Raw genomic sequence first — 13,609 nt, 5'->3', positions numbered from 1 at the left:
TTTTAACACCAAACCTATTTTATGAAAAAACCACTTTTAGTTTTATGCTCTTTTTTGTTGATATCATTGAGTTTGTTTGCTCAAAAGCCAAATAAATTAAATTCAAATGAAATTTATGAAAAAATTCAAAAATTAAATTTTTTAGGAACAGCTTTATACATTGCTGCACATCCAGATGATGAAAACACACGTTTAATTGCATATTTGGCAAATAATGTAAAAGCAAGAACAGGTTATTTATCGTTAACAAGAGGAGATGGTGGTCAAAATTTAATAGGACCAGAAATTAGAGAATTGTTAGGGGTTATTAGAACTCAAGAGTTGTTAGCTGCAAGAAATGTTGATGGAGGAGAACAACTATTTTCTAGAGCCAATGATTTTGGGTATTCTAAACATCCAGATGAAACGTTAAAAATTTGGGACAAAGAAAAAGTTTTGAGTGATGTTGTTTGGGCAATTAGAACTTTTAAACCAGATGTAATAATTAATAGATTTGATCATAGAACACCAGGAACCACACATGGGCATCATACAAGTTCTGCAATTTTAAGTGTAGAGGCTTTTGAGTTGGCAAATGATAAAAACAAATTTAAAAATCAATTAAAATATACCAATACTTGGCAGCCAAAAAGATTGTTTCAAAATACTTCTTCTTGGTTTTTTAGAGGTAGAGAAGATGCGTTTAAAAAAGCAACAAAAGGTTTTACAAAATTAAATATTGGTGTGTATTATCCTTTAAAAGGATTGTCTAATAACGAGTTGGCATCTATTGCAAGTAGTCAGCATTTATGTCAGGGTTTTGGTAGATTAACAACTAGAGGTACACAAAACGAATATTTAGAGTTTTTAAAAGGAACTCCATTAAAAGATAAAAACTATGTTTTTTCGGGAATCAATACTACTTGGAATCGTTTAAAAAATGGTGGTGAAATTGGTGCTATTTTATATGAAATAGAAAACAATTTCAATTTTGTAAATCCTTCTAAACATTTACCAAAATTGTTAGAAGCTTATGAAAAAATTAAACGTTTAGATGATGCTCATTGGAGGAGTTTAAAACTAAAAGAAATTAAAGAAATTATAGAAGCTTGTGCTGGTTTGTATCTAGAGGTTTCTGCAACAAGTTCTAGTGGAATTCCAAACTCTGATATTGCCATAAATATTGAAGTTTTAAATAGAAGTGATATTACTTCATACTTATATTCTTACGATTATTCATACAATAACACAACAACTACAATAGAAGTTGATAAACAGTTAGAGGATAATGTAAAAATTAATTTAAAAGGTAATTTGCCTATTAAAAATAAGAATTATTCTGCTCCTTATTGGTTAGAAAAAGAAGCTAGTTTAGGAATGTATACAGTAGATAATCAGCTTTTAATTGGAAATCCAGAAACCAAAAGACCTTTGCAAGTTACTTTTAACTTAAACATTTGGGAACATGATATTTCCTTTACAAAAGATGTTGTTTATAGGTATTCTAAAAGAGATAAAGGTGAAATTTATGAACCTTTTGAAGTTTTGCCTAAAGTAACCACAAAACTAAAAGACAAAGTACTAATTTTTTCTTCAGATGAACCTAAAAAAGTATCTGTAGAAGTTAGAGCAGGAGCAAATAATACGAAAGGTAAAGTAGAATTAAATGTTCCAACAAGTTGGGAAGTAACTCCAAAAGAAATTGAATTTGATATTCAGCAAAAAAATGACAAACAAATAGTAGAATTTTTGGTGACTCCACCTAAAAATCAATCTGATGGTAAGCTAACTGTTACTGCAAATATTGATGGGAAATTGTACAAAAAAGAGTTGGTAGAAATTAACTATAATCATATTCCTAAACAATCTGTTTTGTTAAATTCTGAAGCTAAAATTGTTAGATTAAACATAAAAAAAGCAGGAAATTATATTGGTTATATAAAAGGTGCTGGAGATGTGGTTCCAGAAAGTTTACAACAAATTGGGTATACAGTTGTAGCAATTAATCCGTTAGAAATTAATGATGAAAACTTACATAAATACGATGCTGTTGTTTTAGGAATTAGAGCCTATAATGTGGTGAAAGAATTAAAGTTTAAACAAAAATTCTTGTTAGATTATGTAGAAAAAGGAGGGAATATGATTGTGCAATACAATACCAATAGAGGGGTAGATGTTGCTGCACCTTTTTCGTTAACATTGTCAAGAGATAGAGTAACAGATGAGTTTGCTGAAGTAAGTATTTTAGCTAAAAATCATGCACTTTTAAATTTTCCAAACAAAATTACAAATGATGATTTTAAGGGTTGGGTACAAGAACGTGGGTTGTATTTTCCTAATTCTTGGAGTAAAGAGTATACACCTATTTTATCTATGCATGATAAAGGAGAAACTGCTAAAAAAGGAAGTTTGTTAATTGCAAAATATGGTAAAGGAAATTATATATACACTGGTTTAAGCTTTTTTAGAGAATTACCAGCAGGTGTTTCTGGAGCCTATAAATTATTTGCAAATATGCTATCTGTAGGTAAGAGTAATGTAGAGGTAAAATCAATAATTAAGAAGTAAAAAACAAGCAAACAAGTTTAGCCCTGATTGAAACGGCATCCTTTTTATACTCAAAATAAATAAGCTTTATTGCGAGGAACGAAGCAATCTGTCTTTTAATTATAAGATTGCCACAGTTTACAAAATAGTAAATTTCGTAATGACGGTATAAAAAGATATAGTGGAAAGCAGGAAATAGCTTCAAAAAAATATTATAATGGAAGAACAAAAGAGTACTTGGAAAAAAGAATATTCATTGGTTTTAATAGCCAATGTTATTTACATTATTGCGTTTTATTTTATTACTACTTATTTTACAGTTTAATTTATGGGAATTTCAAGTAAACTACATACAATAGACTGGATAATTCTGTCTGTTACTTTAATTTTTATTGTTGCTTATGGTACTTATGTTACTAGAAAAAATAAAAATGTAACCGATTATATTAAAGGTGGAAGTGACTCTAAATGGTGGACCATTGGACTTTCTGTTATGGCAACTCAAGCAAGTGCAATTACATTTTTATCTACACCAGGTCAAGCTTTTCATAGTGGAATGGGTTTTGTGCAATTCTATTTCGGAATTCCACTAGCAATGATTATAATTTGTGTTGTTTTTATACCAATTTATCACAAATTAAAAGTGTATACAGCTTATGAGTTTTTAGAAGGAAGATTCGATTTAAAAACCAGAAGTTTAGCTGCAATTCTATTTTTAATTCAAAGAGGTTTAGCTGCTGGAATTACCATTTTTGCACCTGCAATAATATTGAGTGCAGTGTTAGATTGGGATTTGTTAACCTTAAATATTATTATTGGTTTTTTAGTAATTATTTATACAGTTTCTGGTGGTACAAAAGCAGTAAATGTTACGCAAAAACAACAAATGGTTATCATATTTATAGGAATGCTAATAGCGTTTTTTATGATTATGAGTCAATTGCCAGAAAACATTTCTTTTACAAATGCTTTAGAAATTGCAGGAGCAAGTGATAAAATGGAAGTGTTAGATTTTTCGTTTGATTTAAGTAATAGATATACAATTTGGACAGGGATTTTAGGCGGAACTTTTTTAATGCTTTCTTATTTTGGAACAGATCAAAGTCAGGTGCAGCGTTATTTATCTGGAAAATCTATTAGAGAAAGTCAGTTAGGGTTAATTTTTAACGGACTTTTAAAAGTACCAATGCAGTTTTTTATTCTGTTAATTGGTGTAATGGTTTTTGTTTTTTATCAATTTAATGCTTCTCCTTTAAATTTTAATCCAACTGCAAATGAAGAAATTTTAAAATCTGAGTTTGTAGAAGAATATAAAAAGTTAGAAAGTGAACATATAAAAATTGAAAATGATAAAAGGTTGTTGTTTTCTGATGGATTTCAGATTGAAGAAAAAGAAAGAATTCAAGAGCTAAATAAAAGAGATTTAGAATTAAAAGAATCGGCTAAAAAAATAATTAAAAAAGTTGATGAAAAATCCATAAAAAAAATAGAATCTAATGATAAAGATTATGTGTTTATTCATTTTATTTTAAACAATTTACCAAGAGGTTTAATAGGACTTTTGTTAGCCGTAATTTTATCTGCAGCTATGTCTTCTACAGCTTCAGAATTAAATGCCTTGGCAAGTACAACTGCCATAGATTTATATAAACGTAATGTAAACGAAGAAAAGAGTGAAGCTCATTTTGTAAAAGCATCTAAATGGTTTACGTTACTTTGGGGTTTAATAGCAATTTCAGTAGCTTGTGTAGCCAATTTGTTTGATAATTTAATACAGTTGGTAAATATTATTGGATCAATTTTTTACGGAAATGTGTTGGGTATTTTTTTATTGGCATTTTTCTTTAAAAAAGTAAATGGAAATTCCGTTTTTAAATCTGCTTTGATAACTCAAATATTAATATGTTCTATTTATTATTTTGGAATATTTAGATTAGAATCTCAAGGATTAGAACCAATAATTAGCTATTTATGGTTGAATTTTATTGGATGTATTTTAGTTTTATTTTTCTCTTTGTCATTTGTTTTTAAATCAATAAATAAACAAAGTAAAATTACTTTAATGATTACTTCTTTGACCATATTTAAAATTACTTTTGATATCTTTAATGATGTTTCTTTAAATATTATTCACGTAGTTTCTTTAATAATTTTATTCTTTTTTTTAGGATACTTTAATTTTGATAAAACGCTTACAAATGAAAAATAAAAATATACGTTGGGGAATAATTGGTTTGGGTAATATTGCTCAAAAATTTGCAACAGATTTAGCAACAATAAAAGATGCTGAACTAGTAGCTGTAGCTTCTAGAAGTAAAGAAAATGCAGATGAATTTGCTGTAAAATTCAACTCTAAAAAAGCTTACGGTTCTTATGATGAACTAGCTAAAGATGCTGAAGTTGATGCAGTTTATATTGCAACACCTCATAGTTTTCATAAAGAGCATACAATACTTTGTTTAAAAAATAAAAAAGCTGTTTTATGCGAAAAACCTTTTGCAATGAATTTGCAAGAAGTAGAAGAAATGTTAACAGTAGCAAAAGAAAACAACGTTTTGTTAATGGAGGCTTTATGGACCTTCTTTTTGCCTCATTATAATTATGTTTTAGAAGTTTATAAAAATGAAAAACTTGGGAAGTTAAAAAGTTTAGAAGCAGATTTTGGATTTTACAATGAATATGATACTAGTAGAAGATTGTTTAGAAAAGAAGTAGGAGGAGGTAGCTTATTAGATATTGGAATTTATCCAATTTTTGCTGCGTTATCTACTTTAGGTAACCCAAATTCTATAAAAGCAGATGCTACTTTTTTTGAAAATGGAGCAGATTCAAGTTGTGATATGATTTTTAACTATAAAACAGCTAAAGTAACTTTAAAAAGTACTTTGATAGAAAATACAGCTACAGAAGCCATTTTTAATTTTGAAAGGGGAACTATAAAGATAAATACCATGTTTCATATGCCAACAACTGTAACAATAACAGAAAATGGTAAAGAAGAAACAATAGATTTTAATTACCAAACAATTGGTTACAATTTTGAAACAGAACATTTCAATAACCTTTTAAGAAATGGAAAAAAAGAAAGTGATGTAATGACTTTTAATTTTTCCAAAATCTTAATAAAGACATTAGATACTGTGAGAGAAATTATTGATTTAAAATATTAAAAAGTAATCATTAATTATACCCTAAAGAGTATAGAAAATATTTTAATTGTCTGGCAACTTCTTCAGCATAATATTTAGTTGTAACTACTATTCCAAAGCTATTATAAGTTCCCCAATCTGCAATCATGTTTTTTTTACCACCTTTGCATAATATTATTACTTTATAATTAGAGTCAGTATCTTTTTTAACATCAATACTACTAATATCAATATCTCTAACTCTTATACTTCTTTTTCCATATTTATTAATCTGAATTAATGAATCATTTTTAAATCTTAAAGATTTATGCTCATAAGTATAACTTCTTTTTAATAAACTGTTCAGTTCTTCTATATAGGAAGAATTACTAGAATATCCATCTCCCTGTCTGTCTTCATTATCTTGACCAAATAAAAAAGAAGAACTTGTAAATAATAAAAATAGAATTAAAATATTTTTCACTTTAAAAAGTATTATGAAATCAAATATATTAAAATATTAAGAAATGATGATTTTGATTACCATAATAAAAAAAAATCTCAAGTAAACACTTGAGATTTTTTTAAACTATATTAAATTGAAAAAAATTATTGAGCTCCCCATTCTTTTAAAGATGCTTTATTCATTTTTACATATCCTTCATTTTTTGCAATTTCAGCTAATTTTAAAGATTCTTTAGCAGCAATAATTGCACCTTCTTTGTCACCTGCTTTGGCATGAATTAATGCTTGTTGTCTATAATAATAGAACTTAGGGTCTTCTTTACTCATTTCAATAGCTTTATCAATCCAAGTCATAGCTTTATTTACGTCTTTATTAGTAGTTTTAAAATAAACAGCAGCATCATAATAGGCTCTTGCATTTGGTTTACCTTTCATTACTTCATCTATAGATGCCATTACATTTTTATCAGTTGGTACATCAAATTGCATACCCACATAAACATCTTCCCAAAGGAAACCTAAAACTCCAGAATTGTTTGTTAAATCATCAAAAGTAATTGTGAAAGTTTCAACATCCATAGGCATTTTAAGAACTTTTGCAGAAGTTTTAGCAACTACTTTTGTATCATCCCATTCTTTAGGGTTTCCCCAGTTTTTTGTGTCTGAGTACAACATAATATCCCAAGATTCTTTATTTGGTACAGTGTAAACTGCGTAAGTTCCTTTTGCTACATTTTTTTCTGCAATAGTAACATCTGTGCTAAAAGTAATTTTTGTGTTTGCATTTGCACCTGTTCTCCAAGTTTTTCCATAAGGTACTAAATCACCAAAAATAGCACGTCCTTTCATACTTGGTCTAGAATATTCTACAGTAACATCAGTTAATCCTACTTTTTGTATTAAAGTAGATGAAGGACTAGGTTGAGGTGCAGAAATTTTTGCAGCTGGTTTTTTTACGGTTTTTTCTACTTTCTTTTCTACAACTTCTTTTGTTTCATTATTCTGACAACTTGTTAGAATTAATAAAGAAAATACAGTTAAAGTACTTAAAAGTTTAAATGAAATTTTTCTCATGATTGTTTAGTTTTATTTGTGTTATAAAATTACAATTTCAAATTACGGTAAACGTTAACAAAAACTTAAAATAAGGGTTTGTATCTTTGTGGCTATTATATAAAAAGATGAAGAAATATATATCTGAATTTATTGGAACTTTTTCACTAATTTTTTGTGGTACAGGAGCCATGACAATTAATGAAGTTACAGGTGGAGATGTTACACATGTTGGTATTGGAATAACTTGGGGATTAATTGTTATGGCAATGATTTATGCTTTTGGAGACATTTCTGGAGCGCATTTTAATCCTGCAGTTACCATAGCTTTTGCCTATGCAAAAAAGTTTGTTTGGAAAGAAGTACCTAAGTATATTATTGCTCAAGTTTTGGGAGCATTTGCTGCAAGTTTAGTAATGTGGTTTCTTTTTCCTGAAAGTGAATTTTTAGGTTCTACAATACCAAAAGTAGATGTTTGGCGTGCTTTTGTTTTAGAATTACTTTTAACCTTTTTCTTAATGGTTGTAATTATAAACGTTTCTACAGGTAGTAAAGAAATAGGTGTTATTGCAGGTATAGCAATTGGTGGTGTAGTATTGTTAGAAGCTCTTTTTGCAGGTCCAATTACCAATGCATCAATGAATCCTGCTCGTTCTTTAGCACCCAATATTGTTTCTGGTAATATTGAAGGATTGTGGTTGTACATTTTAGCACCAATATTAGGAGCTTTATTAGCAGTTTCTTCTTGTAAATTAGTAAAAGACGATAATTGTTGTAATGAAGGATGTTAGTGTTTTAGGTTGTGGATGGTTAGGAAAACCATTAGCAGTTTCGTTGTTAAATGAAGGTTTTAAAGTAAAAGGTTCTACAACTTCTGAAGAAAAGTTAGAGCTTTTAGAAGATAATGGAATTGAACCTTATATTGTTGATATTTCTGAGTTTGAAGAGTTTGATTCTTTTTTAAATTCTGATATTTTAATTATTGCAATTACCTCTAAAGATGTTGATGGTTTTGAAAACTTAATATCTCAAATTGAAAACTCTTCAATTCAAAAAGTAATATTTATTAGTTCTACATCAGTTTATGGTAGAGTTAATAAAGTTATGACTGAAGAAGATGAGGTTTTAAATACGCCTTTAACTGAAATTGAAAATTTATTTAGAGAAAATACTTTTTTTGAAACGACTATAGTTCGTTTTGCAGGTTTGTTTGGAGATGAAAGACAACCTTGTAATTGGTTTAAAAACGGAAGAAAAATTCCACAACCAAAAGGATTTGTAAACATGATTCATAAAGAAGATTGTATTGAAATTCTTCATGAAATTATAGATCAAAATTGTTGGAATCAAACTTTTAACGCATGCTCTAATCATCATCCAACAAGAAGAGAATTTTACACTTTAGCGAAATTAAGTAATGGTTTTGAAATGTCAGAGTTTGAAAATAATGAGGTTTATCAGTGGAAAATAATTAGCTCTAAAAAAGTACAAGAAATATTAGGTTATACTTTTATTCATGATGATTTGTTGAGTATTGGTTAGTTATAAAATTGTAAAGGTTCTGAGGTATAGAGCAATAAAGACTAAAAGTTGAAGAGTCTGTCAGTTCGAGTGATTTTCGATTTTATGAGAAAATTGTATCGAGAACTTTAATTTTTACTTACTGCAACTGAAAACTTTCAATATTTAAGAATATCTCCTTTTTCTCAAATAATTAAAAATAAAACCAAAAACGAATAAAATAATTAGAGGTAAAGCAACATTAATAAACTGCCAAAAAGTACGTTCTTTAAATGCTTTTTGTTTATCTAACATTCTAATTTTTAGTGATTTGTTTCTTAATTGTATTAAGCCAACATCATCTAATAAATAATCTACAGAATTTATAAGAAAATCTTTATTTCCAAACTGTTGATTGGTCCATTTATCTCTGTTTAAATCAAATGGCTCTCCTTTTAAAATTTGATTTTTTCCAATATCACCATCAGAAATAATTATCATTTTATTGTCTATACTATTTTCTTTATATAAGTTAGATTTAAATGGTTTTACTCTGTTTTTATATGCAGAATTAAAATCGCCTTCTAACAAAACAGCAAATAATTGATTTCCACTATTATAATCTTTTTCTAAAACTTCGTTAGCAATAGATTGTAATTCAATAAAATTAGGAGTTCCTACTTTTTGGGTTAATAAAGAACTTACTAATAAAGGAGTTTTTTTAATGTTGTTTTTTAAAGTGTCTATCTGATTTGCAAATTGCAAACGAACTGGAGAAACATTTTTTGTAATTGCATGATTTGGATTTCCGCCAACTAAAGGGTGAAAAAACCATTCTAAATTTTTAAACTGAGTTTGATTGCCAACATTACCAGTAGCTAAAGGTATTTGAGCAGAATACAAGTCTTTTATTAAAGTTGTGTTTATTCTAACTCCGTAAGAAAACAACAAATCTGTTAAATTTAAATCTCTAGGATAAGCCAACATTTTACCATTATTAAACAAACTATCTTGGTCTGCTTGTACATTGTCTAACATCCATAAAGTTTTACCTCCATTTGCAATATATTGGTCTAAAGTAAATTTTTCTTTGGCAGTAAATTTTTGTGTTGGTTTAGCAATAATAGCCAAATCTAAAGTAGTTAAACCTTGTAACGTTTCTTGCGGATTTGTAGCTACAGAGTCTAAAGTAAATTTTGCTAAATGATATTTTTTAGCAATTTCACTTAAAAAACTAAACTGATAAATGTCTTGCAATTCGCCATTTCCTGTTATAACTGCAACACTTTTTTTCTTTTTTTGAGTGATAGAATTTATGGCATTAGAAAAACTATATTCTAAATTTTCTATAGCTTTTTGTAACTGTTCATCTTGAGATGAAACAATAGCATTTGGTAATAAAGGTACGTTTGCTAATTTATTACCATAAGTTATTTCTGCCCAAGGAAAAATAATTGCTTCAGATAGTTTTCCTTCTTCTTCAACTGTTAACTGACTTGGTAACATTCCTCTTTTAATCAAGTCTTCTCTTTGATTATCTGGAGTTTCAAAATTAATTTTAATGTTTGAGTTTTCTGCAGCTAATTCTTCTAAATACTGTCTTGTTTCTGCTTGTAATCTTTTAAATTCTGATGGAAAATCTCCTTCTAAATAAACAGATATAAAAAGATTTTTGTCAATGTTAGAAACAATGTTTTTTGTGGTTTCAGAAAGTGTGTAACGTTTGTCTGCAGTTAAATCAAAACGTTTGTAAAAATATTGATTGATAAAGTTTAAAACAATCAATAAAATAAGTGAAATTGCTATGTTTTTTATTTTTTTACTCATTGTCTAAACGCATTTTTGTGATGAATAAAAAGAATAAAGTAACACTTAAAAAATAAACTATATCTCTTGTGTCAATTACACCTCTAGATATACTTTTAAAATGCTCGTTAATCCCTATTTTTTTGATGATTAAGTCATTTCCTAAAGAGTTAGAAATGGCATCAAAACCATAGTATAAAAAGAATGTTATAAAAACTCCTAAAATAAAAGCAACAATTTGATTTTTAGATAAAGTAGAGGTAAATAAACCTACTGCTGTATAAGTTGATGCTAAAAAAAGCAAACCAATATAAGAACCAATTGTGCTTCCAAAATCTAAATTTCCTTCAGGATTTCCTAAGCTATAAACTGTATAAACATAAGTTAAAGTAGGAATTAAAGCAACAATTACTAATAAAAGTGAGGCCCAAAATTTACCTAAAACAATTTGCCAATCTGTAATTGGTTTTGTTTTTAAAAGTTCTATGGTTCCGTTATTAAATTCGTCTGCAAAAGATTTCATTGTAATAGCAGGAATCAAAAATAAAAACACCCAAGGAGCTAAAAAGAAAAACGGATTTAAATCTGCAAATCCAGCATTTAAGATGTTAAAATCATCTTTAAAAATCCAGAGAAATAAACCGTTAATTAGCAAAAAGACAGCAATAACCAAATAGGCTATTGGGCTTGCAAAAAACGAGTTGAATTCTTTTTTTAGTATTGCTAGCATTTAATTTTTAATTTCAAGTTTAAAAATTCTATTATTTTCAAATCCTTCTTCTCTTCTTTCTGGTTGAAAAACAAAACTATGTTTCTCTAACAACGCAATTGAAGCAATATTATTTTTGTGAGTAAAAGCTTCTATAGTTTTTAAGTTTAATTTATCAAAACCAAAATTTAATACTTCTTGTAAAGCTTCACTCATAAAGCCTCTTTCTTGAAAATCTGGATGCAATTCATACCCAACTTCAGCATAATTTTCATCAACTCCAAAATGTCTTAAACCAATTGTACCAAGTACAAGGTTGTTTTGTTTAGATTCAATTACCCAAAAAATACCATTATTATTTGCAACTAAATTAGAAATCATATCTATAAAAGCTCTTGCTTCTGCAAGATTTTTAGGAGTGTTTCTTGTAATAAATTGGTTTACTTCTTTGTTGGTTCTTAAACCAAAAATAGCTTTTGTATCATTAAGATTTAATTGTCTTAAAATTAACCTTTTAGTTTCTAATATGGGAAAAGGAGAGAAGTTCATAGGTTATAAAAAAAGAGCTATTCCAATTGTTGACTGAATTCCAGAATGAGTTTGTTTAGTTGTATTGCTATTTTGATTATTGTCAGATTTGTAGGTTTCATTAAAATAATCAAGATTAAACTCAAAAGCAATAATATCATTTAAAAAGTAAGCTAAACCTCCACCTATTCTAGCTGAATTTATTTTTGTAGAAACTTTTTCATAATAAGAAGTATTTGGATCTACAATATAGTTTTGATAACTATTAAAAAAAGAACCTAAACCTAAACTTGCATTTAAAAATGGTTTTAAGTTGCCTTCTAAAAGATAATATTTTGCGAAAGGAGAAATAGTGTAAAAACCATTACTTTCATTTCCTTTTACTTTTGTAGAAGAAAGTCTAAAATTTAAACCCAAAACAAAATTATCAGATATAAAATAACCAACTTGTGGGCTAAAACTAAAACTGTTTGTAGGGTCACTTGTGTAGGTACTAGAATAGTTAGAACTTGTACTAGTTGTTGTATACTTAGACGAATTAAAACTAAAATTACTGTTTGCACCAACAAAAACTTTTCCTTTTTCAGTTTGGGCGCTAATTGTAATTGTAAAAAGAATAATAATTAATAATGTAATTTTTTTCATAAACGAATTTTAAATAAGGGTAATTTTTTTATCTACGCTCCAAGCTAAAGGTCTGTCATTAAAAAACACTTTGGTTTTTGCCCAAACATTTTTAAATAAATCAGAGTTTCTGTAGTTTTCTAAATCTTCTTCTTTTTCCCAATAAGAATAAGTAAAAAATATTTCTGGATTATTTTTATCTTGATATAATTCTAACAAACTACATCCTTTAGAAGCTTTTATAAATGCTTTTTTTTCTTCAAACATCGACAAAAATGCTGAAATGTGTTCTTTATGAAAACTCATTTTTACAATTCTAACAAACATATTTCTTAAGAGATTGGTGTAAAGTCTGGTTGAGAATCGTTTATAAAATCTATAGTTATAGAGTCTCTATAGCTTAAACCTAAAAGTGTAGAAGCACCACCAACAGTATCTAAATTGCTTCTGTAAATTGCTATTTCTAAATACCCTGCAGAATTAAAAAGCGCAAGTTTGCTACCATCATATTGTATACTGTCATGAGCACTATCACCAGCAACCTCATTGTATTTGCTAAATATTTTAGAAAAAGAATAACGTCTTGCATTTGCTTTAAAACGACGCCCTTTTCCAATTTCTTGAAACATTTTCTTGCTTATATTACTAATTACATTTCCATAATTATCTATATAAACAATGCCTCCAACTATTTGGTTTTGTGCTTGATTAACTTTAGGCTGAATTTCGATCATCTTTTTATAGGTTTGAATTTCTTTGCCTATAACAGTAAAATTACCACCTCTAGCAATAAAACAAGCCACTTGTACAAAAACATCTAAAACAGGGAAACTACTTTCAATTCTATCATGAATATTAATTTCAAAAATTTTAGTAGGTTTAATTTCTGAAGCTATCATAGAAATGATTCCATTATCTGGACAAACAAAAAAATGATTGTCTAATTCTAAAACAATATGCTTGTTGTCTGCACTTAATTCAGAATCTACACCAACTATATGTATGGTTTTATCTGGAAAACTTTTGTACGAGTTTTTTAAAATATAAGCAGTTTCTGTAATGTTAAAAGGAGATATTTCATGAGTAATATCTACAATTTTAGCATCAGGTAGTTCAGAGTAAATAGCTCCTTTAACAGCACCTACAAAGTGGTCTTTTGTTCCAAAATCGGTTGTTAATGTAATTAGAGACATTAAATTATTGCTGTTAATTAATTGTGTAAAAGTTGTTAACTATTTTACGCAAATCTAATCATTTTAGAAAATTTATT

13 protein-coding genes are annotated in these 13,609 nt (G+C 27.8%); 5 read left to right on the top strand and 8 right to left on the bottom strand.

Annotation, left to right across the window (positions count from 1 at the left end; all coding sequences use genetic code 11):
- Positions 1-21 precede the first annotated feature (21 nt).
- From MPF13_RS11520 to MPF13_RS11510, 3 genes are all read left to right on the top strand, one after another.
- Entirely contained in the window at positions 22-2,547 is a 2,526-nt protein-coding gene (locus MPF13_RS11520; RefSeq protein WP_249982670.1) for a PIG-L family deacetylase, read from the top strand.
- Between the two features lie 307 nt (positions 2,548-2,854).
- A complete protein-coding gene (locus tag MPF13_RS11515; RefSeq protein ID WP_249982669.1) occupies positions 2,855-4,735 on the top strand; it encodes a sodium:solute symporter family protein in 1,881 nt (626 codons plus the stop codon).
- Positions 4,725-5,696, top strand: coding sequence for a Gfo/Idh/MocA family protein (locus tag MPF13_RS11510; protein WP_249982668.1), 972 nt, complete (start codon positions 4,725-4,727; stop codon positions 5,694-5,696). The genes MPF13_RS11515 and MPF13_RS11510 overlap by 11 nt, the downstream gene beginning before the upstream one ends.
- 10 nt (positions 5,697-5,706) lie before the next feature.
- On the opposite strand, the gene MPF13_RS11505 is transcribed toward MPF13_RS11510, so the two are convergent.
- Both MPF13_RS11505 and MPF13_RS11500 read right to left on the bottom strand, forming a co-directional pair.
- Positions 5,707-6,138 (bottom strand): hypothetical protein, encoded by a 432-nt coding sequence (locus tag MPF13_RS11505; RefSeq protein ID WP_249982667.1) that lies wholly within the window; start codon positions 6,136-6,138, stop codon positions 5,707-5,709.
- 125 nt (positions 6,139-6,263) lie between these two features.
- On the bottom strand, positions 6,264-7,193 hold the full coding sequence (locus tag MPF13_RS11500) for a DUF2911 domain-containing protein (protein ID WP_249982666.1): 930 nt from the start codon (positions 7,191-7,193) through the stop codon (positions 6,264-6,266).
- Positions 7,194-7,300: 107 nt separating this feature from the next.
- Here MPF13_RS11500 and MPF13_RS11495 point away from each other — a divergent pair, with 107 nt between their 5' ends.
- Positions 7,301-7,963 carry an MIP/aquaporin family protein gene (locus tag MPF13_RS11495; protein WP_249982665.1) on the top strand — a complete coding sequence of 221 codons (663 nt, stop codon included), beginning with the start codon at positions 7,301-7,303 and terminating at the stop codon, positions 7,961-7,963.
- The gene (locus MPF13_RS11490) at positions 7,950-8,714 is read left to right on the top strand and encodes an NAD(P)H-binding protein (protein ID WP_249982664.1); all 765 of its coding nucleotides are present in this window, start codon (positions 7,950-7,952) and stop codon (positions 8,712-8,714) included. Before MPF13_RS11495 ends, MPF13_RS11490 begins: the two co-directional genes overlap by 14 nt.
- Before the next feature lie 144 nt (positions 8,715-8,858).
- Here the strand turns inward: MPF13_RS11490 and gldG are convergent, their stop codons facing one another.
- The 6 genes from gldG to MPF13_RS11460 are packed head-to-tail and all read right to left on the bottom strand — an operon-like array spanning position 8,859 to position 13,532.
- The gene (gene gldG, locus MPF13_RS11485) at positions 8,859-10,499 is read right to left on the bottom strand and encodes a gliding motility-associated ABC transporter substrate-binding protein GldG (RefSeq protein WP_249982663.1); all 1,641 of its coding nucleotides are present in this window, start codon (positions 10,497-10,499) and stop codon (positions 8,859-8,861) included.
- The gene (gldF, locus tag MPF13_RS11480) at positions 10,492-11,208 is read right to left on the bottom strand and encodes a gliding motility-associated ABC transporter permease subunit GldF (protein WP_249982662.1); all 717 of its coding nucleotides are present in this window, start codon (positions 11,206-11,208) and stop codon (positions 10,492-10,494) included. Before gldF ends, gldG begins: the two co-directional genes overlap by 8 nt.
- Complete coding sequence (locus MPF13_RS11475) at positions 11,209-11,736, bottom strand: GNAT family N-acetyltransferase (protein WP_249982661.1); 528 nt, start codon at positions 11,734-11,736, stop codon at positions 11,209-11,211. It lies immediately after the preceding gene.
- A 3-nt stretch (positions 11,737-11,739) separates the two neighbouring features.
- The gene (locus MPF13_RS11470; protein ID WP_249982660.1) at positions 11,740-12,360 is read right to left on the bottom strand and encodes a hypothetical protein; all 621 of its coding nucleotides are present in this window, start codon (positions 12,358-12,360) and stop codon (positions 11,740-11,742) included.
- Positions 12,361-12,369: 9 nt separating this feature from the next.
- Entirely contained in the window at positions 12,370-12,666 is a 297-nt protein-coding gene (locus MPF13_RS11465) for a putative quinol monooxygenase (protein WP_249982659.1), read from the bottom strand.
- Between the two features lie 5 nt (positions 12,667-12,671).
- The gene (locus MPF13_RS11460; protein WP_249982658.1) at positions 12,672-13,532 is read right to left on the bottom strand and encodes an SAM hydrolase/SAM-dependent halogenase family protein; all 861 of its coding nucleotides are present in this window, start codon (positions 13,530-13,532) and stop codon (positions 12,672-12,674) included.
- Positions 13,533-13,609 lie beyond the last annotated feature (77 nt).

It is taken from the genome of Polaribacter sp. Z022 (assembly GCF_023555495.1).
Classification (GTDB): Bacteria; Bacteroidota; Bacteroidia; order Flavobacteriales; family Flavobacteriaceae; genus Polaribacter.
The sequence above is the reverse complement of the archived record's forward strand: the minus strand, read 5'-3'. Positions and strand labels throughout refer to the sequence as shown.

Excerpts from the sequence above, each read along its gene's own strand:
- MPF13_RS11520 (WP_249982670.1), top strand. The coding sequence starts at position 22 with ATGAAAAAACCACTTTTAGTTTTATGCTCTTTTTTGTTGATATCATTG.
- MPF13_RS11515 (WP_249982669.1), top strand. The coding sequence starts at position 2,855 with ATGGGAATTTCAAGTAAACTACATACAATAGACTGGATAATTCTGTCT.
- MPF13_RS11500 (WP_249982666.1), bottom strand. The coding sequence starts at position 7,193 with ATGAGAAAAATTTCATTTAAACTTTTAAGTACTTTAACTGTATTTTCT.
- gldF (WP_249982662.1), bottom strand. The coding sequence starts at position 11,208 with ATGCTAGCAATACTAAAAAAAGAATTCAACTCGTTTTTTGCAAGCCCA.
- MPF13_RS11495 (WP_249982665.1), top strand. The coding sequence starts at position 7,301 with ATGAAGAAATATATATCTGAATTTATTGGAACTTTTTCACTAATTTTT.
- MPF13_RS11470 (WP_249982660.1), bottom strand. The coding sequence starts at position 12,360 with ATGAAAAAAATTACATTATTAATTATTATTCTTTTTACAATTACAATT.
- MPF13_RS11475 (WP_249982661.1), bottom strand. The coding sequence starts at position 11,736 with ATGAACTTCTCTCCTTTTCCCATATTAGAAACTAAAAGGTTAATTTTA.
- MPF13_RS11465 (WP_249982659.1), bottom strand. The coding sequence starts at position 12,666 with ATGTTTGTTAGAATTGTAAAAATGAGTTTTCATAAAGAACACATTTCA.
- MPF13_RS11490 (WP_249982664.1), top strand. The coding sequence starts at position 7,950 with ATGAAGGATGTTAGTGTTTTAGGTTGTGGATGGTTAGGAAAACCATTA.
- MPF13_RS11460 (WP_249982658.1), bottom strand. The coding sequence starts at position 13,532 with ATGTCTCTAATTACATTAACAACCGATTTTGGAACAAAAGACCACTTT.
- MPF13_RS11510 (WP_249982668.1), top strand. The coding sequence starts at position 4,725 with ATGAAAAATAAAAATATACGTTGGGGAATAATTGGTTTGGGTAATATT.
- gldG (WP_249982663.1), bottom strand. The coding sequence starts at position 10,499 with ATGAGTAAAAAAATAAAAAACATAGCAATTTCACTTATTTTATTGATT.